Raw genomic sequence first — 26,560 nt, forward strand, 5'->3', positions numbered from 1 at the left:
CGAGGGTTTTTTCATGTCGGGACGACGACACCCCCATCCACACGCAGGAGCGAGGAACACCCATGACCGAGGCGCCGTACCGCTACACGGCTCAGATGGCCGACGAGATCGAGAACCGCTGGCAGGCGACCTGGGAGGAGAGGGGCACCTTCCACGCGACCAACCCCGTGGGACCGCTCGCAGGCTCCGGCGCGCTGCCCGCGGAGAAGTCCTTCATCATGGACATGTTCCCCTACCCCTCCGGCTCCGGCCTGCACGTGGGGCATCCGCTGGGCTACATCGCCACCGACGTCGTGGCCCGTCATCAGCGCATGCTGGGCCGCAACGTCCTGTACACGATGGGCTACGACGCCTTCGGGCTGCCCGCCGAGCAGTACGCGATCCAGACCGGGACCCACCCGCGCGTGACGACCGAGGCGAACATCGCCACGATGCGCCGTCAGCTGTTCCGTCTGGGCCTGTCCCATGACCGGCGCCGCGAGCTGGCCACGACCGACGATGACTTCGTGCGCTGGACCCAGTGGATCTTCCTGCAGCTGTTCGACTCCTGGTACGACCCGGACGCGCCGAACGCCGACGGGGTCGTGGGCCGGGCCCGCCCGATCTCCGAGCTGAAGGGCGCGATCCAGGATCGCGAGGTCGACCCGTGGGACCTGGCCGAGCGCCAGGGCATCGAGCTGCCCGAGTACTGGCGCTCCCGCAAGCCGGCGCCCGAGCACTGGGACGCGGGCACGAAGATCCCCTTCGACTTCCTGGTCCAGTACGAGCCCTCGCACATGCAGGAGCTGGTGGACGCGTTCCGCCTGGCCTACGTCTCCGACACCCCGGTGAACTGGAGCCCGGGCCTGGGCACGGTGCTGGCCAACGAGGAGGTCACCCCCGACGGCCGCTCCGAGCGCGGCAACTTCCCCGTCTTCCGCCGCCGCCTGCGGCAGTGGAACATGCGCATCACCGCCTATGCGGATCGCCTGGTCGACGACCTGGACCGCGTGGACTGGCCGGAGTCGGTGCGCTCGATGCAGCGCAACTGGATCGGCCGCTCCCGCGGCGCGGAGATCACCTTCGCGATCGAGGGCGACGCGGGCACCGCCGCCCGTTCGTTCGACGTGTTCACGACCCGTCCGGACACGCTGTTCGGGGCGACGTTCACGGTGCTGGCGCCCGAGCATGCCCTGCTGGCGGACCTCGAGACGCTGCCGGAGGCATGGCCGGAGGGAACGCGCGAGGCATGGACCGGCGGCGCCGCGGGCCCGCGCGAGGCCGTCGCCGCCTACCGGGCGCGCGCGGCCGCGGCATCGGCCGAGGACCGGACCGCGGAGGACCGCGAGAAGACCGGTGTGTTCACGGGCCTGTTCGCCGTGAACCCGATGGACGAGCGACGCGTCCCCGTGTTTACCGCGGACTACGTCCTGACCGGCTACGGCACGGGCGCGATCATGGCCGTCCCCGCGGAGGATCAGCGCGACTACGACTTCGCCTCCCGCTTCGAGCTTCCCGTGATCCGCACGGTGCAGGTCCCGGAGGACTTCGAGGAGGGCCGGGCGTACACGGGCCCGGGCGCGAAAATCAACTCCGCCCACGGGGAGCTGGACCTGAACGGGATGGAGATCGACGAGGCGAAGGCGGCGGCCATCGAGTTCGCCCTCGCGAAGGGCTTCGGCCGATCCCGGACGACCTACCGCCTGCGCGACTGGCTGTTCTCCCGCCAGCGCTACTGGGGCGAGCCGTTCCCCATCGTGTACGCCGAGGACGACCCGGACACGCCGATCGCGCTGCCGCTGGATCAGCTGCCGGTCCCGCTGCCGGAGCTGGAGGACTTCTCCCCGCGGACCTTCGATCCGGAGGACGCGGACACGGAGCCGCAGACCCCGCTGTCCCGGAACGAGGACTGGGTCCACGTGACGCTGGACCTGGGCGACGGTCCCCGGCGATACCGCCGGGAGACCAACACGATGCCCAACTGGGCGGGCTCCTCCTGGTACGCGCTGCGCTACATCGACCCCTCCGACCCGGCCTCGCTCGTGGATCCCACCAACGAGGAGTACTGGCTGGGGCCCAAGGCGCCGGGCGAGGTGGGCGGCGTGGACCTGTACGTGGGCGGCGTGGAGCACGCCGTGCTGCACCTGCTGTACGCGCGGTTCTGGCACAAGGTGCTGTTCGACCGCGGATTCATCGCGAGCCAGGAGCCCTTCCACAAGCTGTTCAACCAGGGCTACATCCAGGCCTTCGCCTACACGGACGAGCGCGGCTTCTACGTGCCCGCCGCGGAGGTGCGCGAGGAGGCCGACGGCACCTTCACCCATGAGGGCAAGCCGGTCGCCCAGGAGTACGGCAAGATGGGCAAGTCGCTGAAGAACAGCGTCTCCCCCGACGAGATGTACGCCGAGTACGGCGCGGACACCCTGCGCGTGTACGAGATGTCGATGGGCCCGCTGGATCTGTCCCGTCCCTGGGAGACCCGCGCCGTCGTCGGCTCCCAGCGCTTCCTGCAGCGCCTGTGGCGCCTGGTCGTGGACGAGGAGTCCGGGGCGCTCGTGGTCACCGACGAGGAGGCGGACCTGCCGACCCGGCAGGCCCTGCACCGCACGATCGACGTGGTGCGCCGCGAGATGGACCAGATGCAGTTCAACACGGTGATCGCGAAGCTCATCGAGCTGGTGAACCACCTGACCAAGGCCGGCGTCAGCCCGCGCGAGGTCGTCGAGCCGCTGGTGCTCATGGCCTCGCCCTTCGCTCCGCACATGGCCGAGGAGCTGTGGAGCCGTCTGGGGCACGCCGACTCGCTGGCCCGCGCCCCGTACCCCGTCGCGGACCCGGCGCTCGTGAAGGCGGACACCGTCACCTGCGTCGTGCAGGTGCGGGGCAAGGTCCGTCACCGCGTGGACGTCGACGCGGAGATCTCCGAGGCCGAGCTGGAGGCCCTGGTGCTCGCCGAGCCGCGGGTGGTCGAGCTGCTCGAGGGACAGAGCATCCGCAAGGTCATCGTGCGGGCGCCGAAGCTCGTCAACATCGTGGTCTGAGGTTCCCGCCGCGCCGAGGAGCCGTCGCCGGTCCTGCTCCCTCCCCGCAGGACCGCGGCGGCTCCTCGGCGTCGACGACGGGAAGAGGCCCCGGCGCATGTCCTCCCCATCGGGGTTGTCCACAATCCGAGGCCGGCCCGCGCGGCAGGTCCCCCTCCTCGCCTACGGTCCCGGCATGGACGAATTCTTCGGGTGCATCCCCGAGCAGATGCGCGATATGGACGAGCGGATCCGGGACGGCGCGGAGCGTCTGCGCGAGCTGTGGGAGGGGCTCCGCAGGCACTCCACGTCGCTGGCCTGGGCGGGAGCCGATGCGGACTCCTTCCGGGACGCGGCCCGGGCACTCGTGCAGCAGGGCTCCGTGATCGCGTCCCGGCTCGAGGAGCTGGGCACCGAGCTGGATCAGCAGGCCGCCGACCAGGACGCGGCCAGCGCTCCGGACGGCGGCTCCGGCTCCTGGATGCCGGAGATCCTCATGACCCCGCCGCTTCCCGGCACGGGCCCCGGGCTGCTCGGCGGTCCGATGATGCCGCTCCCCGGGCAGATGTCCCGGATCCGCAGGACGGCGGACGGCGTCCGGGACCGGATCCATGACGTGCTCCGCGCCCCCTCACCGGTCGATCCCGCCTCACTGCGCCATGAGCCGGCCCTCGAGTACCGGCAGTCCCATCTGGACACCGCCGGCACGATCCGCAGCGAGGCGATCGGGCTGGTCCCCGGAGCGGGTGCGGTGCAGAGCCTCATGGAGCTGCAGGCCTCGTCCGAGGACCTCTTCGACCGCGGGGAGAGCTGGCTGGTCGAGCACGGGCACGGCGAGCTCGTCCCCGCCCTGCGCGTGCTCCGCACCCCGGTGGACACCACCGGCGCCGTCCTCGGCGAGGACTCCGTGCTGGGACAGACGGCACGAGGCCTCGATCAGAGCATCGCCAACCTCTCGCAGACCACGGCGGACGTCGGAGGCTCCCTGGTGGACGGTGATCTCGCCGGGGCCGCCCGGGAGCTCGAGTACGGTGCTCTGCGCGACTGGGAGAACCGGAGCCTGCTGATGGTCCCCGACGTGGTCGACCCCTGGCTCGGTGCGGGGGAATCGGTCCTGGAGACCGGGATCGGCGTCTCCGATCAGCTCGGCATCGACCCCGTGACCGATGCGCTCACCGGCGCCCACGAGGGCCTCGGCGCGATGCGCGAGGGGATCCAGGACACACGGGACTCCCTCACCGATCCGCAGGTGCTCCTGCGGGCGCGGCGGCGGTACGCCCCCGCGCCCTGGGATCCGTCACCGTCGGCGGGATCGTGAGGGGCTCGCCGCCGGATCCCCATCCGACGGCGAGCCCCGGGAGCGGCGCGGCGCGCGCCCTCCGCTCCTCCGGCGGCCGGGGTCAGCCCTCCTCGCGAGGCTGATCGGCCACGTCGGCGCCCTCCGCGATCGGGGCCTCCGGGATCGCGGTGAGCCGCAGTCCGTCCTCGTTCCCGTCCCGGTCAACGCGGACGGTCTCGCCGTCCGCGACCTCTCCGCGCAGGATCATGCGGGCCAGCGCGTCCCCGATCTCCTTCTGGACGAGCCGCTTGAGCGGGCGCGCCCCGTAGGCGGGGTCCCAGCCCTCGTCCGCGAGCCAGGCGATCGCGGCATCGGACACGTCGAGCGCGATGCGCCGATCGGCGAGACGATCCCCGACGGAGGCGACCTGCAGGGCGACGATCCTCGCCAGCTGCTCCCGACTGAGCCGCTCGAACATGACGACGTCGTCGAGGCGGTTGAGGAACTCGGGCTTGAAGGAGGCCCGCACGACGTTCATGACCGCGCTCTCGCGTCCCTTCTCGTCGAGCCCCTCGTCCAGCAGGAACTGCGAACCCAGGTTCGAGGTGAGGATGAGGATCGTGCTGCGGAAGTCGACCGTGCGGCCCTGGCCGTCGGTCAGCCGCCCGTCGTCGAGGACCTGGAGCAGGATGTCGAAGACATCGGGGTGCGCCTTCTCGATCTCGTCGAGCAGCACGACCGAGTAGGGCCGTCGGCGCACGGCCTCGGTCAGCTGACCGCCCTCGTCGTAGCCGACGTAGCCGGGAGGCGCACCGACCAGCCGCGAGACCGTGTGCTTCTCCCCGTACTCGGACATGTCGATGCGGACCATGGCCCGCTCGTCGTCGAAGAGGAACTCCGCGAGCGACTTGGCGAGCTCGGTCTTGCCCACGCCCGTGGGGCCCAGGAACAGGAACGAGCCGGTGGGCCGGTTCGGATCCGCGATCCCGGCGCGGGCGCGCCGCACCGCGTCGGAGACCTCGGCGACGGCGCGCCGCTGGCCGATCAGCCGCCGGCCGATGATGTCCTCCATCTCGAGCAGCTTCTGCGTCTCGGACTGGAGGAGCCGCCCGGCGGGGATGCCCGTCCACGAGCCCACGACCTCGGCGATGTCATCGGGACCGACCCGCTCGGAGACCAGCGGACGCTCGGACTCGATCTGTCCGACGGCCTCCTGCTCCTCCGCGGCCTGCAGCTCCCGCTTCAGCTGCGGGATGTCGCCGTAGAGGATCTTCGAGGCGGCGGTCAGATCGCCCTCGCGCTGGGCACGGTCGGCCTGCATGCGCAGCTGCTCGAGCTGTGCCTTGAGGTCGCCGACCAGGTTGAGACCGGCCTTCTCGCGCTCCCAGCGCGCGGCGAGCGCATCGCGGCGCTCGGTGCGGTCGGCGAGCTGCGAGCGCACCGACTCGAGCTGGACCTGGCTGCCCGGATCGTCGGAGCCGGCGAGCGCGAGCTCCTCCATCTTCAGCCGGTCCACCTGGCGACGCAGGATGTCCAGCTCCACCGGGGAGGAGTCCAGCTCCATGCGCTGGCGCGAGGCCGCCTCGTCGACCAGGTCGATGGCCTTGTCCGGCAGCTGGCGACCGCTGATGTAGCGGTCCGAGAGCGTCGCAGCGGCCACGAGCGCCGAGTCGGTGATCGAGACCTTGTGGTGGGCCTCGTACTTGTCCTTGAGGCCGCGCAGGATCGTGATCGTGTCCTCGACGCTGGGCTCGCCGACGAACACCTGCTGGAAGCGCCGCTCGAGGGCCGGGTCCTTCTCGATGTTCTCCCGGTACTCGTCGAGGGTGGTCGCGCCGACCATACGCAGCTCGCCGCGGGCGAGCATCGGCTTGAGCATGTTCCCCGCGTCCATGGCGCCCTCGGAGCCGCCGCCTGCGCCGACGACCGTATGCAGCTCGTCGATGAAGGTGATGATCTGCCCGTCGCTGGTGCGGATCTCGTCGAGGACCGCCTTCATCCGCTCCTCGAACTCGCCGCGGTACTTCGAGCCGGCGACCATCGAGGACAGGTCCAGGGAGATGAGGCGCTTGCCCCGCAGCGACTCCGGCACGTCGCCGGCGACGATGCGCTGGGCGAGGCCCTCGACGACGGCGGTCTTGCCGACGCCGGGCTCCCCGATCAGCACGGGGTTGTTCTTGGTGCGGCGCGAGAGCACCTGCACGACGCGCCGGATCTCGCCGTCGCGGCCGATCACCGGGTCCAGGCGTCCCTCCCGGGCCTGCTCGGTCAGGTCGATGCCGAACTTCTCCAGGCTCTGGAAGGATCCTTCGGGGTTCTGGGTGTCCATCTGTGCTCCTTTCGAGCTGAGCTGTTCCGCGGCGTCACGAAGCACGGCCGGACTCGCTCCCGCGGAGGTGAGCAGGCGCGCGGCGTCGTCCTTCCCGAGCGCGATGCCGATCAGCAGCTGCTCGGTGGACAGGTAGGTGCGTCCCTGGGCGTCGGCTTCCGTGCGGGCCGCTTCCAGGGCGTCGAAGCCGGAGCCGACGAAGGTCGGGTGCTCCGGGGTGCCGCCGCCGCTGACGGAGGGCAGAGCCGCGATCGCGGCATCGGCACGGGCGAGGACGTCATCGGGGTCCACGCCCACCTGGGACAGGAGCGCGCGGGCGATGCCATCGGACTGGGCGGCGAGAGCCCACAGGAGGTGGACGGCGAGGACCTGGGGGTTGCCGAGCTCCGCCGCCCGCTGGGCGGCGGCGCTCACGGCATCCTGCGAGCGGGTGGTGAAGCGGAACTCCACGGCTTTCCTTTCGGACGGGACGGGCGGGAGGCGAGAGCCGGAGCATCTCCCCTGCCGCCGGGGACATCCTCTGCAACGACCTCCAGGTTGAGTCTATTCCGCTCAACTTTGGAGATTCTGTGCGCAGCCCGCCCGCGGAGCCGGGCGCGGGCATCGGCTGGGCGCCCGGCGGCGCCACCGCTACTATCGCAGGACATGGCGGTCCTCACACCGCCCCTTCTCCCCTCTCCGACCCGAGGTCTCTCATGTCTCTTCCCCCCGGTCCGCCCCCGCAGCAGGGGCAGCCGCGGCCCCGCCCGGGCGCCGCGCCGCATCCGCAGGGCGCCCCCGGCTTCCAGTCCACCCCGCAGTACGTCGACTACGGGCTCCCCCGCCTGTACGACACGTCCGTGCGACCTGCCGGCGGGCTCACCGCCGCGCGATTCGCCCCCGCGCCGCTGCATGCTCCCCAGCAGGCCCAGCCGCAGTCCGCCTGGGCGACCCAGACCCGCCAGGTGCAGCAGCTGAGCCGATCCGCCCCCTCGTACGTCCCGGTCTCGCAGGTCCTGATCTGGGTGGTCGCCGCTCTCCTGGGCATGGCGCTGCTGGTCGTGCTCGCCTACTTCTTCATCGAGTACGCGCTGACCACGACCTCGAACCCGCTGTGGTGGCTGGGCTACGCCATCCTCGCGAGCGGATCGCTCCTGGTGATCGCCGGGGTCATCCTCCTCGCCGACCGATGGGACCCGCAGCCGATCGGCCTGCTCCTCAGCGCGGTGCTCTGGGGCGCCGCGATCGCGGTCGGCATCAGCTACGTCGTCAACACCGCGGTCTCGCTGCTCGCCTACGTCATCTCGGGCAGCGAGGGCTTCGCGAGCGTCGTCGGCGCCGTCGTCAGCGCCCCGATCACGGAGGAGACCTCGAAGGGACTGGGCCTGGTGCTCCTGTTCCTCATCGCCCGGCGCTACTTCAACGGGCCCCTGGACGGCCTGCTGTACGGGGCGCTGATCGGCGGCGGCTTCGCCTTCACCGAGAACATCCTCTACTACGGCAACGCCCTCGACAGCGGCGGCGTCACCGGGCTTGTCGTCAACGGCTTCATCCGCGGCGTCATCGGCATCTTCGGCCACGCCGTCTACACCTCGCTGACCGGTGTGATCATGGGCCTCGTCGCCCGGAAGTGGGGTACCCTCCCCGGCGTCCTGGTGTTCCTCGTCGCGACCTGGCCCGGCATCGCCCTGCACGCTCTGTGGAACGGAAGCTCCTTCCTCTTCCCGAGCTTCGCCGGCCTGGTGGTCATGCTCCTGGTGGAGATGGCCCTGTCGTTCGTGTGGCTGGTGCTGATCGGCGTGCTGGTCTGGGACGAGGCCCGGCTGACCCGCGTGCGGCTGGGCGACTACGCCAACCGCGGCTGGCTCACCCACGAGGAGGTGACGATGCTCGCGACCTGGTCGGGCCGCCGGGAGGGCAGGCGCTGGGCACGGCAGATCGGTGCGCTTCCCGTCATGAAGAAGTTCATCCGCGACAGCGCGGATCTCGCCTCGGTGCGCCAGCGGCTCATGGCCGACGGCGCGAATCCGAAGGCCGTCGAGCACGAGCGGCAGTTGCTGGGGAAGCTCACCGCGAACCGCGCCCAGCTCCTCGGCGCGAGCGGCGGAGCCTGACTCGCGCCGCCCCGTCTCAGGGCCGCCGCGTCCCGGCGTCCCCGTCCCGGCCCAGCAGGCGATCCATCTCCCGGCGGTCCTTCTTCGTGGGCCGGCCGGTGCCGCGATCCCGCCGGGGCGGGGCTGCCATCAGCTGGGGCGGAGGCTCCGGGGAGCGGTCCTCGTAGCAGCGCCGTGCCATCGGCGCCCCCACGCGCCTGCGCAGGATCCCGGCGACCACCAGGATCCGCTCGCGCCCGGGGAAGCGGACGCGCAGCTCATCGCCGACGGAGATCTGCTGCGCCGCCTTCGCCGGCTCCCCGCCCCGGCGCACATGTCCGCCGCGGCAGGCGGCCGTGGCCGCGGAGCGGGTCGGGAAGATCCTCGCCGACCACAGCCAGACGTCCAGACGCACGGTCCCCTCGACCTGCAGCGGCGGCGCCGAGGTCTCCCCCGGACCGTCCTCGCGTCCGCCGCTCATGCCGCGGGCCGCCGGATGAGCGGCCACGGGTCCGCGGCCTCGAGCTGCGCCGCCAGGGCGAGGACGCGCAGATCGTCCGCGGCGCGGACCGCCCCCAGCTGCACAGCGAACGGCAGCTCCGTGCCCTCGACGTCCTCGCGATGCAGCGGGACGGAGATCGCGGCCCGCCCGGTCATGTTCCAGGTGCTCGTCCACGGGGTGAAGGCGCACTGCGCCTCGAAGTCCGCTGCCGGGTCCTCGAGCTGCAGCTGCCGGGGATGCGCGGGCGGCCCGCTCAGGGAGGGGGTGAGGACCACCTCGACGTGGTCGAACGCCTCCCCCACGCACCGGGCGAGCCTCTGCATCCCGCCCAGCGCCTCCGACACGGCCACCCCGTCCTGCCGCCGCCCCTGAGCGCGCAGCCAGCGGGTCAGCGGCATGAGCCGCGCCTCGGCCTCCAGAGGAAGCGGGACCGAGGCGGCACCGATCGTCCACAGGGGCATGAAGGTGCGCCACTGCTGCGGGGTGAACGGTGCCGGGATCTCCACGAGCGTGTGCCCGGCCGCGGCGAGGATCTCCCGGGCCCGCTCCACGCCGCGCAGGGCGGCCGGATGGACCTCGGCGGCCGCGGCGAGCGGCTCGAGCAGCACTCCGATCCGCAGCGGCTCGCTGCCCAGGGCCTCGAGCGCGGCCTCGAGACCGGCCAGGAAGCCCCCGGCCGGCGGAGGGGACGGGGCGGCATCCCCGGGGCGGGGCCCCGCGATCACGTCCAGACCCGCCGCCGTGTCGCGGACGGTGCGCGCGAGGATGCCGTCGGTCACCAGACCGGGGCCCTCGACGCCGTGCGGCCCCGGGGAGACGAGCCCGCGCGAGGGCTTCATCCCGAGGACCCCGCAGCAGGCGGCCGGGATCCGGATCGAGCCGCCGCCGTCCGAGCCGTGCGCGAGCGGCACGATCCCGCTCGCGACCGCGGCCGCGGCTCCGCCGCTCGAGCCGCCCGCCGTGCGGGAGAGGTCCCAGGGGGTGCGGGCCGGGGCCCCCGTCGCGGGCTCGGTGTAGCAGGGGAGGCCGAACTCGGGGGTGGTGGTCTTCCCGATCGTCACGGTGCCCGCCTCCTCGAGGAGCGCGGGCACCCCGTCGGTGAGCTCGGCCCGGGTGCCGCGCAGGACGAGGCTGCCCGCCTCGAAGGGCTCCCCCGCGATCCTGCTGAGGTCCTTGACGGGCACCGGCACGCCCAGCAGCGGCCGATGGGAGGCGAGCACCGCGCGGCCCGCGGAGCCGGCACGCGATGCGGCGGCGAGCTGGTCGGCCGCCTGCTCCGCCTGCCGACGGGAGCGCTCGGGCAGCAGGTGGGCGAAAGCGCCGACGCGTGGACCGTCCTCCGCGGCCGCGGCCAGCACCTCCTCGGTGTGCGCGCGCACGTCGACCTCGCCGCGGCGCAGGGCGGAGGCGAGGTCGAGGGCGCTCCGCATCCGGGCATCGTCATCCATGGGTCTCCTCCGAGGCGTCGAGGACGGGGGCTCAGCGCCGGCGCGCCGCGAGCTGGTCGCGGACATGGGCCAGGACGCCGTCGGCCGCCGCGTCGATGAGGGCGAAGCAGGCGCGGAAGTCCTCCTCGCCGCCGTACCAGGGATCGCGGATCCCCTGTGCGGGACCGGCCGCCGGATCGAAGGCGCGCAGCAGATGCACGCGCCCGGTGATCGTGGGGCCGCCGGTCTCCTGGATCGGAGCCAGGTGATCGCGGTCCATCGCGAGGATCAGATCGGCGTCCTGCAGGGCGCGCCGCGTCATCGGGCGGGCGCGGTGGCCGTCCGCGACGATGCCGTGGGCGGCGAGCACCGCACGGGCCCGATGATCGATGGGCTCGCCCTCCTCCCAGCTCGTGGTGCCGTAGGACTCGACGGCGACCTCGCCCTCCAGGCCCGCCTGTGCGAGGCGGTCGCGCAGGACGAGCTCGGCCATCGGGGATCGGCAGATGTTTCCGGTGCACACCGTGAGGATCCGGTAGGTCATGGCGCGGTCCCCTCATCCGGTCCCGGGCCCTCGTCCCCGGCTGTCGTCCCTGCGCTCGAGGCGAGCAGATCCGCGTACTCCTCGTGGCGGGCGATCCATCCGGCCGCGAACCAGCAGGTCGCGACGACGTGCAGACCGCTGGCGCGGATGTCGTCCAGGGCGAAGCGGACCAGGGCGGAGCCGAGCCCGTCTCCGGTGTGCTCCGGGTCCACGATCGTGGAGCGCAGGTCTCGGATACGGCGCGCCGGGGGCGGTCCGGGAGCCTCCTCGTCGACGTACCCCAGCACGGCGAGGACCTGCTGCCCGCGCAGGAGCTCGTAGCGGTCCCGGTCCGGGTCGTGGAGGAGCCGGTCGGCCTCCTGGCCTGCGCCGCCGCTCGTGGTACTCGACGTGGTCTCCATGGTCGATCACGGTACACTGCCGCTCATGCCCGCGCCCCTCATCTGGCACATCACCGACCTTGCCGCATGGGAGGACGCGGTTCCCCGCGGGGTCTACGAGCGCGCCACGCGCGGCCTGCCCCTGGCCGAGACCGGCTTCATCCACGCGACGCTGCCCGAGCAGATCTCCGTGGTCGCCAAGCGCCTGTACCCCGACCGTCCGGCGGACCTGGTGATCCTCGAGATCGACGTGAACCGGGTCGAGGAGGCCGGGGTGATGGTGAGCTTCGAGGAGGACGCCATCGGCACCAGCGGGGAGGCCTACCCGCACATCCACGGCCCCCTGCCGATCTCCGCGGTGCTGCGTCTGCGCCGCACGAAGTGGATCGGCCGCGAGTTCGTCGTGGTCGCCTGAGCGCAGGCCCTGACCGGTCAGGGCCTCCGGACGTACCATCGAGCATGGCCCGTTATCTCGACATCCATCCCGTGGATCCGCAGCCGCGCCTCATCGAGCAGGCCGTGCGGATCCTCCGTGAGGGCGGCCTGATCGCGTACCCCACGGACTCCTGCTATGCGCTGGGCTGCACGCTCGACAACGCGGACGGCCTCGAGCGGATCCGTCGGATCCGCCAGGTGGGGCAGAACCACGACTTCACCCTCGTCTGCGCGGACTTCGCGCAGCTGGGCCAGTTCGTGATCATCTCCAACCCGGTGTTCCGCCTGGTCAAGAACGCCACGCCCGGTCCCTACACGTTCATCCTGCCGGCGACCAAGGAGGTTCCCCGGCGCATGTCGCACCCCAAGAAGAAGACGGTGGGCGTGCGGATCCCCGAGCATCGGGTCGCGCACGCGCTGGTCGAGGCGCTCGGAGAGCCGATCGTCTCGTCCACGCTGCTGCTGCCGGGGCACGAGGAGCCGCCCAGCGAGGGATGGCAGGTGCAGGACCTGCTGGACCACCAGCTCGAGGCGATCATCGACTCGGGGGAGGTCGGCATCGACCCCACCAGCGTCGTGGACGTCTCCTCCGGCGCGGCCGAGGTCCGTCGGGAGGGCGCCGGGGACGTCGCGCACCTGCTGTGAGCGCGACGCCGTCCGCGCCCCGCGTGCTCGTCGTCGACGACGACGCCGTCCTGCGCTCGGTGCTGCGGGACTACTTCGAGGCCGACGGCTTCGAGGCCACGCCCGTGGGCGACGGACTCGCGGCCCTCGAGGGCGTGCGCTCCCTGGACCCGGATCTGGTCGTCCTGGATCTCTCCCTGCCGGGGATGGACGGTCTGGAGGTGTTCCGGCGCCTGCGGGTCGCCGGATGCGGCATCCCGGTGATCATGCTGACCGCCCGGGCGGAGCAGCCCGAGCGGATCCTCGGCCTGGAGATCGGGGCCGATGACTACGTCGCCAAGCCCTGCTCTCCCCGCGAGGTCGTCCTGCGGGCACGCTCCGTGCTGCGCCGCGGTGCGGCCGCGACGTCCTCCGCCCTCGCCGGACCGTCGGACGTGCTCCGCGACGGTGACCTGGAGCTGGATCCGCGGGCCGGGACGGCGACCCGCTCCGGTCAGCCGCTGCCGCTGACACCGCGGGAGTTCGCTCTGCTGGAGAGGTTCCTGGGCCGGCCCGGGGAGCTGCTGGAGCGCGACGAGATCCTGCGCAGCGTGTGGCACTGGGAGTACGGGGACCCCTCCACGGTGACGGTGCACGTGCGCCGGCTGCGGGAGAAGGTCGAAGAGGATCCGGCACGGCCGCGGCGGCTGGTGACGGTCTGGGGCCGCGGCTATCGCTGGGATCCCGCGCCGTGAGCGCCGCCCTGCTCACCGCGCTGACGGCGGCGGTGCTGACCGGTGGCGCGGGCGCGCTCGTGGCCGTGGTGCTCGCCCGCCGCCACCTCGCCTGGGCGGTCGTGGCGGCGCCGCTCGCCGCGGTCGCCGCGGTGGCGGCCGGCGTCCTCGCCGGCACCCGGCTGATGTTGTTCGGGCCCGAGCCCTCGCGCCAGCTCACCTCGATCGTCGTGGTCTCGGTCGCGGTCGCCGTGGCCGTCGGGGTGATGGTCTCCTGGCAGGTGGCCCGGGCCGAGCGCGCCCGCGAGGCGGAGCGCATGCGCCAGGAGCTGGTCAGCCATCTCTCCCATGACCTGCGCACCCCGCTGGCCGGGATCCGCGCCATGTCCCAGGCGCTCGAGGACGGCGTCGGATCGGAGCGCGAGGCGTACCCCCGTCGCATGCTCGCGCAGATCGACCAGGCGATCACCCTGGCCGACGACCTGCTGTCGCTGTCCACCTACCCGCTGCCCCGGCGCCCCCGGGAGGAGGTGCGCCTGCACGATCTCGTCTCCGACGCGGTCGCGGGGATGCGTGCCGAGGCCGACGCCGAGGGCGTGGAGATCCGCGGAGAGGTGCCCGCCCACCTGCAGGTCCCGGCCGATGCCCGAGAGCTGCTCCGCGCCGTGACGAATCTGCTGGTGAACGCGGTGCGCCACACCCCGTCCGGTGGCGAGGTGCTGGTGTCGGCGCGGGAGGAGTCCCGGGGTCGCGCGGTCCGGGTCCTCGTGCAGGACGCCTGCGGCGGCATCGACGAGGAGACGCGGCGGCGCATGTTCGATCCGCTGTGGCGGGGCGATGCGGCACGCAGCCCGCAGCGGCCCGGCGCCGGGCTGGGGCTGGCGATCGTGCGCTCGGTCGCGAGCGCGCACGGCGGCTCGGTCACCGCCCGCAGCGCTCAGGACGGCTGCGAGGTGTCCTTCACCCTCGCACGTCCACGCTGATGCGGTGGTACCCCTGCGACCCGTTCGGGGCAGGCGGGGCGACCTCGGCGCTCTGCAGCTCGCCGGAGGCATCGGCCGCCCGGACCGTCAGCAGGTGCTCGCCCGGAGCCAGCTCGAGGCGCACCACCCACTGGCGCCAGTAGTCGGCGCCCACGTCCTCGGACAGCTCGGCGTCGATCCATTCGCCGTCGTCGACCTGGAGCTGGACGGCGCCGACGCCCCGGTGCACGGCCCACGCCACGCCCGCCACCGCCACCCTGCCGTCGGCCCCGGGCTCGACGCGGCCGTCACCGCGCGGGGTGTCGATGCGTGCCGAGGTCTTCACCGGTCCCTTCGCGGACCAGCCGCGGCTGGTCCAGTAGGCGACCTGCTCGGCGTAGGTCCCGACGCTGAGCGTGGTCAGCCATTTGGTGGCCCCCACGTATCCGTACAGGCCCGGCGTGAACAGGCGGGCGGGCGCGCCGTGCTCCGGGCTGAGGGGCTCGCCGTTGATGGCCACGGCGATGAGGGCCTCGCGGTCGTCCGTGAGCGCCTCCAGCGGGGTCCCCGCGGTGAACCCGTCGACGGAGGTGGACAGCACCTGATCGGCGCCGCGCAGCGGGACCGCGCGCGCGAGCAGGTCCCGCACCCGCACCCCCTGGAACCGGATGGAGCCGATGAGATCGCCGCCCACCGGGTTGGACACGCACAGCATGGTCGCGTCGTGCTCGACCATGGGCATGGCCAGCAGCTCGGGCAGGGTGATCTCGTAGGGGTTCTCGACCATGCCCTCGATCCGCAGCCGCCAGGACTCGGGGTCGTACCCGGGCACCACCAGCGCGGTGTCGATGCGGTAGAGCTCATCGGCCGGGGTGCGCAGCGGGCTGACGCCCTCGACGTCCAGTCCCTCCGGCAGCTCCGGGGCCTGCACCTGCGGCTCCGGGACGGCCAGGAGCTCCGGGGCGACCTGCGGTGCGGGGCGCAGGGCACGGCCCACCAGCGGCGCGAGCGCGCCGAGCGCCCCGAGGCCCGCGCCGGTGGCCAGCAGGCGCCGGCGCGAGGCGCCGCCGATGGCCGCGGGATCCGCCTGCTCCTCCTGGGCCCGCAGCAGCAGGGTGCGCAGCAGATGGAGGGCGCCGATGCCGCCGGCGGCCAGGACCAGCCCCGCCACCAGGGAGGACGGCGCGACGGCGACCCGCAGCAGCGCAGCGAGGATCGCGATGGCGCCGACCGCTGCGATCCAGATCGAGGCCCAGCGGGCGGTGCGGACCAGCCCGGAGCCGATCACGGCGGTGATGGCGAGGGTCCCCGCGAGCACGCAGCCGATGAGGAAGGGCTTGTCCGCCATCCCCAGCAACCCGATCACCAGGTCCTTGACCGGCGGCGGCGTGAGATCGATGGTCACCGCCCCCACCAGGGACACCGGGGAGGTACGGGGCTGGACGAGGGCGGCGGCGAGCTCGGCGAGCCCCAGGCCCAGACCCGCCGCGACAGCCGTCGTCAGCGCTCCGGCCAGCCGTGCGCCCCGGGTCCGCGAGCTCGTGCTCATGCTCTGGTCACTCCCCGCCGTCCGTGCCGGTCATGTCCACGTCCTCGGTCATGGAGCCCTCGGAGCCCATGTCCTCGCCCTCCATCATCTCTCCTCCGCCGTCGGAGGACATCGGCTCCTCCATCATGTCCCCGCCGCCGTCGGAGGTCATGGGCTGCTCGGTCATCTGCTCCTCGGTCATCTCCTCGGAGGGGTTCTGCTCGCCGGCGCCGCAGGCGGCGAGGCCGAGGGCGGCGGCGGCGCCAAGGAGCGCGGCGCCGGTGCGCAGGAGGGTCGTGGAACGGGTGCGATACGTGGTGTCCATGGCTCCATGCTCCCCACCAGATGCGGAACAGGTGCTGACGGGGCCCTTACGGAATCCTTACGACTGCCCCGGGGCCCGAGCGGCGCGGGAGGCGCGCCGCGCACCCGGTCAGGACGGGACCGTCGCGCCGTGCCGCTCCTTCTTCCCCTCGAGGACCCCGGAGAAGACGAGGATCCCCGCCGCATACAGCGGCACGAGCCACAGGGCGTAGCGGAGCGTGAGCGCATCGGCGAGCGCGCCCACGAGCGGAGGGGTCAGGAAGAAGCCGAGGCGCGCGAGCCAGCCCACGACGGTGATGCCGACCCCCGGCGGCAGGCCCGGCAGCTCGTCGGCGGTGCGGAACGCGGCCGGGAACAGCGTCGCGACGCCCCAGCCCGCGGCGCCGAAGCCGATGACCGCGGTGACGGGGTGCGGCAGCATGAGCGCGATGCTCATGCCGACCCCGGCGATGAGCGCGCCCAGCCGGGCCGTGGTCCGGTCGCCGAGGCGGTCCACGATCCCGTCGCCGAGGAAGCGGCCCACGGTCTGCGCTCCCTGCAGCGCGACGAAGGCGAGCCCCGCCACGAAGGGTGCGGCCGCGAAGGTGCTCGTCATGAACAGGGCGCCCCAGGTGCCGCCCGCGTCCTCGGTCGACCCGGCGAAGATGAGCACCATGCCCAGGGCCAGCACGAGGCCCAGCGGGCGCAGGGCGAGACCGCGGATGCTGCGTCCCGGCGGGGACAGCGCCGGGACCTCCCCGGCGCCGGTGAGAGCGGGGCTCGCCCCGTGGACGGCGCCGTCCACGGGCGCGGGGGTGCGCTCGGTCGTGTCGGGGCCGCGCAGCATGAGGCGGCGCGACACGATCGCCGCGGCGCCGAAGCCGAGCAGACCCAGCACGCCCTGGAGCCACAGCGGAAGGGAGGCCTGTGCGCCGAGGGCGCCCAGCAGGCCGCCGCCGACGGCGCCGAGGGACCACCAGCCGTGGTAGCTGTTGATGATCGAGCGCCGGTACCGGCGCTCCACGCGCAGGCCGTGCGCGTTCATCGAGATGTCGGTGAGGGCATCGGCCGCCGTGGCCAGCAGCAGGGCACCGGTCAGCCACAGCCAGGAGGTGGAGGTGTAGACGAGCAGATGCGCGGTGCTCGCCACGACCTGGAAGCAGACGGCGACGTTCGCCGATCCGTGCCGGCTCATGAGCCGGGCCGCGAGCAGTCCGGCGAGGAGTCCGCCGACAGGGCCGATGCCGATCGCGAGCCCGAAGGCGGTGTTGCTGAGGCCCATCTGCTCGACGAGCTCCGGATAGCGGGGCAGGATCGCGCTGAAGGAAGCACCGTTCAGCGCGAACAGCAGGGAGACGGCCCACCGGGCACGACGGGCGTCAGGAGGCGGAGACGGAGCGCGGCGCGAGAAGGACACCGCTGGATCCTTTCACCCGCGGGCGCGCCGTGCCAGCTCGTCCGCGACGGCGCGGGGCCGGGCTCAGGTGAGGTACTTGGGGATCACCGAGAAGGTGATGAACAGCGAGACGATGCTCATGCCGAGACCGACCACGAACAGGTACCAGGCCACGGTGTAGAGGCTCATCACGTAGAAGCCGCCGGCGAACAGCACGAACAGGACGGTCGCGAGGATGATCGAGCTGATCAGGCCGTTGCCCTCGCTCGTGACGTGCGGCTCGCGCCGGCTCGCGGCAGGGCTCGCGACGGTGGTGCTGGGCTGCTCAGAGTTCATGCTTCCTCCCGGGACGGCGCAGATGATCTCATCGTACGCCAGCGCGGAGGGTGTCCGCGCCGGCGCCCGTGCGCGCCGCGGCGACGAAGTGATCGAACAGACCCGCGCCGCCGCCCAGCTCGGGATGCCACTGCACGGCGAGGACGGGGCTTCCCTCCTCCGCCTCGAGGGCCAGGACGAGGCCCGATCCGCTGTGGACGCCCACGGCGCGCAGGCCCGCGGGGACCTCGGCGACCGCCTGGTGATGGAACGCGGTCGCCGCGGGGCGGGTGCCGAGGGCGAGGGCGAGGTCGCTCGCGGCGCTCAGCTCGACCTCGACCGCGGTGGGGGCCTGGCCGGTGCCGGGGTAGGCGGGCACGTCGACGGGAAGGTGCTGGTGCAGGGTGCCGCCCTCGGCGACGGCGATGATCTGGAGGCCGCGGCAGATCCCCAGGACGGGGACGCCGGCGGCGCGCGCGGTCCGGTACAGCGCCGTCTCGAAGGCGTCGCGCTCGGGGTCGGGCGGCAGGTCGGTCTCGAGCGCACCGGCCCCGTAGGCGGCGGGATCGAGGTCGCGGCCGCCGGAGAGGACGAGGCCGTCGAGCTCGGCGAGCTCCTCCTGGCTCCACGGGTCCTGCGGGGCGAGGACGACGACGCGGGCGCCGGCCTCCCGCAGAGCGCGGACGTAGTGCTCGGTCAGCGTGATCGCCTCATGGCCCGCCCAGGCGCCGGACATCATGCGGGTGGTCCCTGCGGTGATGCCGATGAGCGGGCGACGAGTGCTGAGCCGTGCCATGACGTTCCTTTCCGCGAGGATCCTGCGTCCCCGGTCGGGGGCGCGCCGCGCATGCGACCTGCTCATTCCACGGCATCGGCGACGCGCATGCCATGTGCATGTCCGAATGTGACGCGCGGCGGGGCGCGCAGTGGTAGGAACGGGTCATGAACCCGCATGCCTCGGACTGCCTCGTGATCGACCTGTCCCCCGCCTCGGGCCCGGGGGCGCTGGCCCCCGTGCTGTCCCGGGCGGGTCTGCTCGTGCATCTGGTGCAGCCCGCCCGCGGCGACCAGATCCCCTCGGATCTGCTGCGGATGGAGGGGCTGGTCGTCCTCGGCGATGCGGCCGCCCCGCGGCAGGAGGAGCACGACGCCGCCATGCTCGAGGTGCGGGCGCTGCTGCGTCGAGCCCTCTCCCGCCATCTGCCGACCCTGGGGATCGGTCTGGGGGCGGTGCTCGCCGCCCACGCCCTCGAGGGGCGCGTGGCAGGGTCCGCGCACCCGGATGCCCCGGCCCGATGCGAGGCGCTGCTGCTGACGCCCTCGGGCCGCTCCGACGCGCTGCTGGCCGCGCTCGCCCCTCCCGACGGCGACGACGTGCCGGTGCTGCGCCGCCCGGCCGGCAGCTCGGTGATCGCGCTGCCGCCGGGGGCGCGCACGCTCGCCCACGACGCCCAGGGGGGCATCGCGGCCTTCCGGGTCGAGGAATCCCTGTGGGGGCTGCTGTTCCACCCCGAGGCGGATCCCGGCCCGCTCGGGGCGGACCCTCGCGACGGCGCAGCCTGGACCGCGCTGCTCGAGGCCTTCGCCCTCAGGGCGCTCGGCGACTGAGCTCCCGCGCCCCGATCGCCTCCGCGTAGTACCCGCGCAGCTGCTCGGCCAGGACCGGCCAGGTGCGCGCGTGCACGCTCGCGAGCGCGGCGGCGCCGAAGGCTTCCCGCTTCGCATCGTCGAACAGCAGGTCCACGGCGTGCTCCCGCAGCTCGTCGAGCATCCCCGGCGTGTACAGCCAGCCCGTCCGGCTGGGGGCGATGAGGTCGACGGGCCCTCCGCGACGAGGGGCGATCGCCGGCAGACCGGAGGCCATGGCCTCCTGGATGGTCTGGCAGAAGGTCTCCAGCTCTCCCGGATGGACGAAGAGGTCGGCGCTCGCGAGGTGCGCGGCGAGGTCGGCGCCGCCGCGGAAGCCGCGGAAGCGGGCCCGCGGCATCGCCCGGCGCAGCGTCTCCTCCTCGGGCCCCTCCCCCACCACGACGACCCGCACCCCGGGGAGGTCGTGGAGGATCCGCAGATCCTCGACCTGCTTCTCCGGGGCGAGGCGCCCCACGTACAGGACGATCCTCTCCCCCGGCTCCGCGAGCTCCGCCCGCAGGGCCTCGCTGCGCAGCGAGGGCGAGAAGCGGGCCGTGTCCACGCCGCGCCGCCACAGGCGGATGCGCTCGATCCCGTGCTCGCGCAGCTGGTCGCGGGTGAAGGTCGAGGGCGCCAGAGTGAGCGTCGCCCGGTTGTGGACGTCGCGCAGCAGCTGCCAGCTCGCCGCCTCGAGGAAGGGCAGCCCGTAGCGGGCCGTGTACCCGGGGATGTCCGTCTGGTACACGGCGACCGTGGGCAGCCCCAGCTGCTGGGCGGCGATCATCGCCCTGCCGCCCAGGATCGTCGGGGAGGCGAGATGGACGACATCGGGCTGGAAGTCCGCGATGCGGCGACGCAGGGACGCCGCGCTGGTGGTGGCGATGCGCACGTCCCCGTAGCCCAGCATCGGCACCGACGTGATGCGGCGGACGCGGATCTTCCGACCGCAGGACGTGCGCAGGAACCTCTCGGCGCCGGGCTGGCGGGGCGCGATGATCGCGAGGTCGTCGCCGCGGGCCGCGAACTGGTCGACGACCTGGAGCACGGAGCCGGTGACGCCGTTCATATGGGGCAGGAACGATTCGGACACGAACAGGATCCTCACGCGAGGAAGGATGCTCCCCTGCGGTGAGATCCGACCCCGCGGACCGTGACGTGTCCGTGACGTCTGCGTGAACGTCTCCGGCGCCCCGCGCCGCTCAGAACCGGCGCGAGGCGATCTCCGCTCCGGCGACCAGCGCCTCGAGCTTCGCCCAGGCGATGTCGGGATGCACCCGGCCGCCCAGCCCGCAGTCGGTCGAGGCGATGACCCTCTCGGCGCCCACGCGCTTCGCGTAGCGGCCGATGCGCTGCGCGACGAGCTCGGGATGCTCGACGACGTTGGTGGAGTGCGTGACCACGCCGGGGACGATGATCTTGTCCTCGGGCAGCTCCACCTCGTCCCAGACCACGTGCTCGTGCTCGTGGCGGGCGTTGGCGCCCTCGAAGGAGTAGTAGGTGACGTCGATGTCGAGCATGAGGTCCACCAGATGGCGCAGCTCGATGTCCGTCGTGTGCGGGCCGTGCCAGGAGCCCCAGCACAGGTGGAACCGCAGCAGCTCGCGGGGCAGGCCCCGCAGCGCATGGTTGAGGGCCTCGACGCGCTTGGCGGTGAAGCGCAGGTAGTCCTCGATGCTCGGCTCGGGGTCGATCTGGTCGAAGTTCTCGGCGATCGAGGGGTCGTCGACCTGGACGATCAGCCCCGCGTCCGTGATCGCCCGATACTCCTCGTGCAGGGCATCGGCCCAGGCCTCGAGGAAGGCGTCCTCGGAGCCGTAGCGGCGGTCCTGGATGCGGGCGCCGGAACCGGGCGAGAGCGAGGTGAGGAAGCCCTGCTCGTAGCCCTGGGCCCGCAGGGCGCGGGAGAAGTTCGCGACGTCGGAGCCGATGAGCTCCTGGCCGGTGTACGCGAGGGTCCCCGAGGCGACCGGGAACAGGGGCGCGGCCCCGTCGGGCGTCGCCTTGTTGACCTCGGCATCGGTCGCGTACACGTCGGGGAAGCGCTGGCGGTCGCGGCGGTTGCCGAAGGCGGTCAGGGTGAGGCCCTCGGCGTTCGGCGCCGTCGGGGACGCGGAGAAGAAGGTGTCCTCGGGCACGACCTCGAGGCCCGCGGTGCGGTGGAAGATGTAGCTCCACCAGGCACCGTAGTTGAAGGTCGTGGTCATGGCCTTGCCGTACTCGCCGTCGCCGGGCACCGTGATGCCGATCTGCTTCTGGCGGGCGACCACGGAGTCGACGGCCGCGGCCAGGGCCGCATCGAACTCGGCCGAGGGCAGCGGGGTGAGGCCGTCCTCGGCGAAGGTGCGGGCGGCGTTGGCGGCGAGCAGCTCCGGCGTCCGGGGGAGGGAGCCGGCGGTCGTGGTGAGGATCTGGGTCATGACCTGAGGTTACGGTGCGCGGCGCCGTGTGGCGCAAGGCGGCCGTCATCTCCGTTCACGCCCGCTCGCGGCATGCGGCGGGCGTGAACGGACAGGGGCGGCTCAGGACTCGTAGGCCTCGAGCGGAGGACAGGTGCACACGAGGTTGCGATCGCCGTAGGCCTGGTCGATGCGGCGCACCGGCGGCCAGTACTTCGCCTGGATCCGCATCTGCTCGCTCATGTGGTAGCCGCCGAGGTCGAGGCCCCGCGCGGCGTGCACGCCCGGGTACACCGCGATCTCCCGCGAATACGGGTGGTCCCAGTCGGCACGCGCGATCGCCTCGGCGGTGTGGGGCGCGTTCACGAGAGGGTTGTCGTCCTTCGGCCAGGCGCCGGAGGCCACCTGCTCGGCCTCCTCCGCGATCATGAGCATCGCGGAGATGAAGCGCTCGAGCTCGGGGAGGTCCTCGGACTCCGTCGGCTCGACCATGAGCGTCCCGGCGACGGGGAAGGACATGGTCGGGGCGTGGAAGCCGTAGTCGATCAGCCGCTTGGCCACGTCGTCGACGGTGATGCCGGTGCGTGCGGTGAAGGGCCGCAGGTCCAGGATGCACTCATGGGCGACATGCCCGCTGCGGCCCCGGTAGAGGGTCTCGAAGGTGCCCTCGAGCCGCTTCGCGATGTAGTTCGCCGCGAGCACCGCGGAGGCCGTGGCGTGGCGCAGGCCCTGGGCACCCATGAGGCGGATGTACGCCCAGGGGATCGGGAGGATCGACGGCGAGCCGTAGGGCGCCTGCGAGACGGGCGCCCCGCCATGGGCGACGGGCGCGCTGCCCGCGACCGCATGCTCGGCGCGCTGGGCGAGCGGGTGCCCCGGCAGGAACGGCGCGAGATGGGCCTTCGCCGCGACCGGGCCGACGCCCGGGCCGCCGCCGCCGTGCGGGATGCAGAAGGTCTTGTGCAGGTTCAGGTGGGACACGTCGCCGCCGAACTCGCCGGGCCGGGCGACCTCGAGCAGGGCGTTGAGGTTCGCGCCGTCGACGTAGACCTGGCCCCCCGCGTCGTGGACCAGCTGGCAGACGGTCCGGACCTCCTCCTCGTACACGCCGTGCGTGGACGGGTAGGTGATCATGATGGCGGCGAGGTCCTCGGCGTGATCCTTGATCTTCTGCTTCAGGTCGTCGAGGTCGACGTTGCCCTCCGCATCGGAGGCGACCACGACGACGCGCAGGCCCGCGAGCACGGCCGATGCCGCGTTGGTGCCGTGCGCGCTCGAGGGCACGAGGCACACGGTGCGCTGCGCCTCGCCGCGCGAGCGGTGGTAGGCGCTGATCGCGAGCAGCCCCGCGTACTCGCCCTGGCTTCCGGCGTTCGGCTGCAGGGACACGGTGTCGTAGCCCGTCACCGAGGCGAGCCACCGCTCCAGCTGGTCGATCAGCTCCAGGTAGCCCTCGACGTCCTCCGCGGGTGCGAAGGGATGAGGGCCCGCGAACTCGGGCCAGGTGACCGCGGTCATCTCCGCGGCGGCGTTGAGCTTCATCGTGCACGAGCCCAGCGGGATCATGCCCCGGTCCAGGGCGTAGTCCTTGTCCGCGAGACGGCGCAGGTAGCGCATCATCGCGGTCTCGCTGTGGAAGGACGAGAAGACCGCGTCCTGCAGGAACGGGGTGGTGCGGACGATGCCGCCCGGCCACGCGGCGCCGACCTCGCCGCCGGCCGGGGCGTCCTCGGCGCTGCCCGTCCGGGGCGAGAACTGCTCGAAGAGCACGGCGATCGCGTCGAGCGCCTCCGCGTCGATCGTCTCGTCCAGGCTCAGGCGCACCCGGTCGGCATCCAGCACGCGCAGCAGGTAGCCGGCCTCGCGGAAGGTCTCCTCGACCTGTCCCGCCCTCCCGGGCACCTCGACCACGAGGGTGTCGAAGACGGAGCCGTGGGCGAGGCGGAAGCCCTCGGCCCGCAGATGCGCGGCGAGGTCCGCGGTGCGGGCCGCGACCTGGCGGGCGATCGCGGTGAGCCCCGCGGGCCCGTGGTAGACGGCGTACATCGAGGCCATCACAGCCAGCAGCACCTGCGCCGTGCAGATGTTGCTGGTCGCCCTCTCGCGGCGGATGTGCTGCTCGCGGGTCTGCAGGGCGAGGCGGTAGGCGGGGGCGCCCGCCGCATCCACGGACACGCCGACGAGACGGCCCGGCAGCTGCCGCTCGAGCCCCGCCTGCACGCTCATGAAGCCGGCGTGCGGGCCTCCGAAGCCCAGCGGCACGCCGAAGCGCTGCGAGGAGCCGACGGCCACATCGGCCCCCAGGTCGCCCGGGGAGGTCAGCAGCGTCAGGGCGAGCAGATCGCTCGCGGCGATCGCGAGGCCGCCCGCGGCGTGCACCTTCGCGAACAGCTCCCGCGGGTCCCAGACGCGCCCGGAGGCCGCGGGATACTGCACGAGCGCGCCGAAGACGCCGTCCTCGAGCGCGGCATCGGCCGCCGCGGGGTCCTGCAGGTCGGCGACGACGAGCTCGATGCCGACGGCCTCGGCCCGTCCCCGCACGACCGCGAGGGTCGCCTCGAACACGTCCTGGTCCACGAGGAAGCGGGTCGTCCGCGCGCGGGACTTCCGGCGCGCCAGGAGCATCGCCTCCGCGGCGGCGGTCGCCTCGTCGAGCATGGAGGAGTTCGCGATCGCCAGGCCCGTGAGCTCCGAGACCATCGTCTGGTAGTTCAGCAGCGCCTCGAGGCGGCCCTGGGAGATCTCCGGCTGGTACGGGGTGTAGGCCGTGTACCAGGCCGGGTTCTCGAGGACGCCCCGCTGGATCACCGGCGGGGTCAGGGTCCCGTAGTAGCCCTCGCCGAGCAGCGAGGTGCGCACGGTGTTGCGGGAGGCGAGGCCGCGCAGCTCGGCGAGGACCTCCGCCTCGCCCGCGCCGTCGCCGAGGGCGTCGTCGGTCCGGGGATCCAGCAGGATCGTGCCCGGGACGGCGGCCTCGAGCAGCGCGTCCAGGCTCGGGAGTCCGAGGGTCTCGAGCATGTGCTGCTGTGCGGCCTCGTCGGTGCCGACGTGCCGGCCGACGAACGGTCCGAGCTCGCGGCGGGGTGCGGAGGAGGCGGTGGTCATCGCGTGCTGTCCCGCTCCCGCTCAGGCGCCGGTGAGCGCGGCGTACTGCTCGGCCGTGAGCAGGTCCTCGGGCAGGGCCTCGAAGCTCGCCCTGATCAGCCAGCCCTCCTCGAAGGGAGAGGCGTTGACGAGCTCCGGCGAGTCCACGACGGACTGGTTGACCGCGGTGACGGTCCCGTCGATCGGGGAGAACAGGTCGGAGACCGACTTGGTCGACTCGATCTCGCCCATCTCGCCGCCCGCGGTGAGGGCGTCGCCCTCCTCGGGGAGGTCGACGTAGACGACGTCGCCCAGCTGTCCGGCGGCGAAGTCGGTCACGCCGATGACGGCGACGCCGTCGGACTCGACGCGGACCCACTCGTGGTCCTTGCTGTAGAGCAGTTCGGTGGTCATGGGGAGGTCCTTTCCTCGGGGCGCGGGGTGGGGGTGAGGCTCGTGCACCGGGATCAGGCGCGCGAGTAGAACGGGAGGGAGACGACGCGGGCGGGCAGGTCCTTGCCGCGCACGTCGATCACCAGCTCGGTCCCGACCTCGGTGGAGGCGGGGTCGAGGTAGGCCAGGGCGATCGGATGGCCCAGGGTCGGCGAGAGGACCCCGGAGGTCACCTCGCCGATGATCCGGCCGGTGAGGTCCCGGACGGCGCTGCCCGCGCGGGCGGCGCGGCGTCCCTCGGCGACCAGGCCCGCGAGCACACGGGATCCGGAGAGGTCGGCGGACTCCACGGCGGCCCGGCCGATGAAGTCGCCCTTGGTCCGCAGCGCCACGACCCGGCCGAGCCCTGCCTGTGCCGGCAGGGTGTCGCGGCTCAGCTCGTGGCCGTACAGGGGCATTCCCGCCTCGAGCCGGAGGGTGTCGCGCGAGGCGAGGCCGCAGGGCACCAGGTCCTCGCCGCCGTGCGCGGCCAGCAGCTCCCACAGCTCGACGGCCCGGGCAGCCGGGACGTACAGCTCGAACCCGTCCTCGCCGGTGTAGCCGGTGCGGGCCAGCAGCAGCTCGTGCCCGGCGAAGGTCCCCTGCAGGACGCGGTAGTAGCCCAGCGCGGCGACGTCCTCGGCGTCGATGCCGGAGGCCGGGGAGGCCGCATCGGTCAGCGCGCGGGTGACGATGTCCGCGCTGGCCGGCCCCTGCACCGCGATCAGCGCGATCGCGGCGGAGTCGTCGCGGACCTGCGTGTCGAAGCCGGCCGCGCGGTCCGCGAGCTCGCCCGCGACGACGGCGGCGTTCCCGGCGTTGGCGACCACCAGGAGCTCCTCCTCCCCCAGCCGGTAGACGATCACGTCGTCGATCACGCCGCCCTCCGGAGCGAGCATGAGGGAGTACTTCGCCCGACCCACGGCGAGGGTCGAGAGCTTCCCGGCGAGCGCATGGTCGAGGGCCTCCCCCGCACCCGAGCCGCTCAGGCGGATCTCCCCCATATGGCTGAGGTCGAAGATCCCGGCACCGGTGCGGACCGCGTGGTGCTCGGCGAGGTCGGAGGTGTAGCGCACCGGCATCTGCCAGCCCGCGAAGTCCGTGAACGTCGCGCCGAGCGACTCGTGGAGCGCATGCAGGGGCGTGGCGTTCAGGGCCGGTGCGGGCATCGTCTCTCCTGGTGGCGTGCGGGCGGAGCGGCGGATACAGCT

The 26,560-nt window shown here is 72.9% G+C and carries 23 protein-coding genes; 8 read left to right on the top strand and 15 right to left on the bottom strand.

The genetic code is table 11. The features are described from left to right. Positions 1-62: 62 nt before the first annotated feature. The gene (gene leuS, locus ACFFF6_RS09110; protein ID WP_376980046.1) at positions 63-3,020 is read left to right on the top strand and encodes a leucine--tRNA ligase; all 2,958 of its coding nucleotides are present in this window, start codon (positions 63-65) and stop codon (positions 3,018-3,020) included. Between the two features lie 175 nt (positions 3,021-3,195). Then, positions 3,196-4,317 carry a WXG100 family type VII secretion target gene (locus tag ACFFF6_RS09115; protein ID WP_376980047.1) on the top strand — a complete coding sequence of 374 codons (1,122 nt, stop codon included), beginning with the start codon at positions 3,196-3,198 and terminating at the stop codon, positions 4,315-4,317. 82 nt (positions 4,318-4,399) lie between these two features. Here ACFFF6_RS09115 and clpB read toward each other — a convergent pair whose 3' ends face one another. Beyond that, positions 4,400-7,057, bottom strand: coding sequence for an ATP-dependent chaperone ClpB (gene clpB, locus ACFFF6_RS09120; RefSeq protein WP_376980048.1), 2,658 nt, complete (start codon positions 7,055-7,057; stop codon positions 4,400-4,402). 245 nt (positions 7,058-7,302) lie between these two features. On the opposite strand from clpB, the gene ACFFF6_RS09125 reads away from it, so the two are divergent. Continuing rightward, a complete protein-coding gene (locus ACFFF6_RS09125) occupies positions 7,303-8,700 on the top strand; it encodes a PrsW family intramembrane metalloprotease (RefSeq protein ID WP_376980049.1) in 1,398 nt (465 codons plus the stop codon). Between the two features lie 16 nt (positions 8,701-8,716). Here ACFFF6_RS09125 and ACFFF6_RS09130 read toward each other — a convergent pair whose 3' ends face one another. The 4 genes from ACFFF6_RS09130 to ACFFF6_RS09145 are packed head-to-tail and all read right to left on the bottom strand — an operon-like array spanning position 8,717 to position 11,553. After that, a complete protein-coding gene (locus ACFFF6_RS09130; protein WP_376980050.1) occupies positions 8,717-9,187 on the bottom strand; it encodes an Hsp15 family ribosome-associated heat shock protein in 471 nt (156 codons plus the stop codon). After that, complete coding sequence (locus ACFFF6_RS09135; protein WP_376980051.1) at positions 9,157-10,629, bottom strand: amidase; 1,473 nt, start codon at positions 10,627-10,629, stop codon at positions 9,157-9,159. Before ACFFF6_RS09135 ends, ACFFF6_RS09130 begins: the two co-directional genes overlap by 31 nt. 31 nt (positions 10,630-10,660) lie before the next feature. Further along, positions 10,661-11,152, bottom strand: coding sequence for a low molecular weight protein-tyrosine-phosphatase (locus tag ACFFF6_RS09140; protein WP_376980052.1), 492 nt, complete (start codon positions 11,150-11,152; stop codon positions 10,661-10,663). Beyond that, positions 11,149-11,553 (bottom strand): GNAT family N-acetyltransferase, encoded by a 405-nt coding sequence (locus ACFFF6_RS09145; RefSeq protein WP_376980053.1) that lies wholly within the window; start codon positions 11,551-11,553, stop codon positions 11,149-11,151. Before ACFFF6_RS09145 ends, ACFFF6_RS09140 begins: the two co-directional genes overlap by 4 nt. Before the next feature lie 25 nt (positions 11,554-11,578). Here ACFFF6_RS09145 and ACFFF6_RS09150 point away from each other — a divergent pair, with 25 nt between their 5' ends. From ACFFF6_RS09150 to ACFFF6_RS09165, 4 genes are read left to right on the top strand one after another with little or no spacing between them, the layout of a single operon-like run. Further along, positions 11,579-11,947, top strand: a complete 369-nt coding sequence (locus ACFFF6_RS09150) for a DUF952 domain-containing protein (RefSeq protein WP_376980054.1) — start codon at positions 11,579-11,581, stop codon at positions 11,945-11,947. Positions 11,948-11,991: 44 nt separating this feature from the next. Continuing rightward, complete coding sequence (locus ACFFF6_RS09155; RefSeq protein ID WP_376980055.1) at positions 11,992-12,612, top strand: L-threonylcarbamoyladenylate synthase; 621 nt, start codon at positions 11,992-11,994, stop codon at positions 12,610-12,612. After that, positions 12,609-13,325, top strand: a complete 717-nt coding sequence (locus ACFFF6_RS09160) for a response regulator transcription factor (protein ID WP_376980056.1) — start codon at positions 12,609-12,611, stop codon at positions 13,323-13,325. Before ACFFF6_RS09155 ends, ACFFF6_RS09160 begins: the two co-directional genes overlap by 4 nt. Continuing rightward, a complete protein-coding gene (locus ACFFF6_RS09165; protein ID WP_376980057.1) occupies positions 13,322-14,287 on the top strand; it encodes a sensor histidine kinase in 966 nt (321 codons plus the stop codon). Before ACFFF6_RS09160 ends, ACFFF6_RS09165 begins: the two co-directional genes overlap by 4 nt. Here the strand turns inward: ACFFF6_RS09165 and ACFFF6_RS09170 are convergent. The 5 genes from ACFFF6_RS09170 to ACFFF6_RS09190 form a co-directional block, all read right to left on the bottom strand. Continuing rightward, the gene (locus ACFFF6_RS09170; RefSeq protein WP_376980058.1) at positions 14,265-15,815 is read right to left on the bottom strand and encodes a molybdopterin-dependent oxidoreductase; all 1,551 of its coding nucleotides are present in this window, start codon (positions 15,813-15,815) and stop codon (positions 14,265-14,267) included. The two genes, ACFFF6_RS09165 and ACFFF6_RS09170, sit on opposite strands and share 23 nt — an antisense overlap. Before the next feature lie 7 nt (positions 15,816-15,822). Further along, on the bottom strand, positions 15,823-16,119 hold the full coding sequence (locus ACFFF6_RS09175) for a hypothetical protein (protein ID WP_376980059.1): 297 nt from the start codon (positions 16,117-16,119) through the stop codon (positions 15,823-15,825). A 108-nt stretch (positions 16,120-16,227) separates the two neighbouring features. After that, positions 16,228-17,514, bottom strand: a complete 1,287-nt coding sequence (locus ACFFF6_RS09180) for an MFS transporter (RefSeq protein ID WP_376980060.1) — start codon at positions 17,512-17,514, stop codon at positions 16,228-16,230. A gap of 63 nt (positions 17,515-17,577) precedes the next feature. Then, a complete protein-coding gene (locus ACFFF6_RS09185; protein WP_376980061.1) occupies positions 17,578-17,829 on the bottom strand; it encodes a hypothetical protein in 252 nt (83 codons plus the stop codon). 28 nt (positions 17,830-17,857) lie between these two features. Then, positions 17,858-18,604, bottom strand: a complete 747-nt coding sequence (locus tag ACFFF6_RS09190; RefSeq protein ID WP_376980062.1) for a gamma-glutamyl-gamma-aminobutyrate hydrolase family protein — start codon at positions 18,602-18,604, stop codon at positions 17,858-17,860. A 146-nt stretch (positions 18,605-18,750) separates the two neighbouring features. On the opposite strand from ACFFF6_RS09190, the gene ACFFF6_RS09195 reads away from it, so the two are divergent. Beyond that, the gene (locus ACFFF6_RS09195; protein ID WP_376980063.1) at positions 18,751-19,416 is read left to right on the top strand and encodes a type 1 glutamine amidotransferase; all 666 of its coding nucleotides are present in this window, start codon (positions 18,751-18,753) and stop codon (positions 19,414-19,416) included. Here the strand turns inward: ACFFF6_RS09195 and ACFFF6_RS09200 are convergent. From ACFFF6_RS09200 to gcvT, 5 genes are all read right to left on the bottom strand, one after another. Continuing rightward, positions 19,397-20,527 carry a glycosyltransferase family 4 protein gene (locus ACFFF6_RS09200; RefSeq protein ID WP_376980064.1) on the bottom strand — a complete coding sequence of 377 codons (1,131 nt, stop codon included), beginning with the start codon at positions 20,525-20,527 and terminating at the stop codon, positions 19,397-19,399. The genes ACFFF6_RS09195 and ACFFF6_RS09200 overlap by 20 nt on opposite strands. Before the next feature lie 109 nt (positions 20,528-20,636). Continuing rightward, entirely contained in the window at positions 20,637-21,854 is a 1,218-nt protein-coding gene (locus tag ACFFF6_RS09205; RefSeq protein ID WP_376980065.1) for a cobalamin-independent methionine synthase II family protein, read from the bottom strand. Between the two features lie 102 nt (positions 21,855-21,956). Further along, positions 21,957-24,938, bottom strand: a complete 2,982-nt coding sequence (gene gcvP, locus ACFFF6_RS09210) for an aminomethyl-transferring glycine dehydrogenase (protein WP_376980066.1) — start codon at positions 24,936-24,938, stop codon at positions 21,957-21,959. A gap of 21 nt (positions 24,939-24,959) precedes the next feature. Continuing rightward, the gene (gene gcvH / locus ACFFF6_RS09215) at positions 24,960-25,331 is read right to left on the bottom strand and encodes a glycine cleavage system protein GcvH (RefSeq protein WP_376980067.1); all 372 of its coding nucleotides are present in this window, start codon (positions 25,329-25,331) and stop codon (positions 24,960-24,962) included. Between the two features lie 53 nt (positions 25,332-25,384). Next, positions 25,385-26,518 carry a glycine cleavage system aminomethyltransferase GcvT gene (gene gcvT / locus ACFFF6_RS09220; RefSeq protein WP_376980068.1) on the bottom strand — a complete coding sequence of 378 codons (1,134 nt, stop codon included), beginning with the start codon at positions 26,516-26,518 and terminating at the stop codon, positions 25,385-25,387. Between the last annotated feature and the right edge of the window lie 42 nt (positions 26,519-26,560).

It is taken from the genome of Brachybacterium hainanense (genome assembly GCF_042434575.1).
Taxonomy (GTDB): Bacteria; Actinomycetota; Actinomycetes; order Actinomycetales; family Dermabacteraceae; genus Brachybacterium; species Brachybacterium hainanense.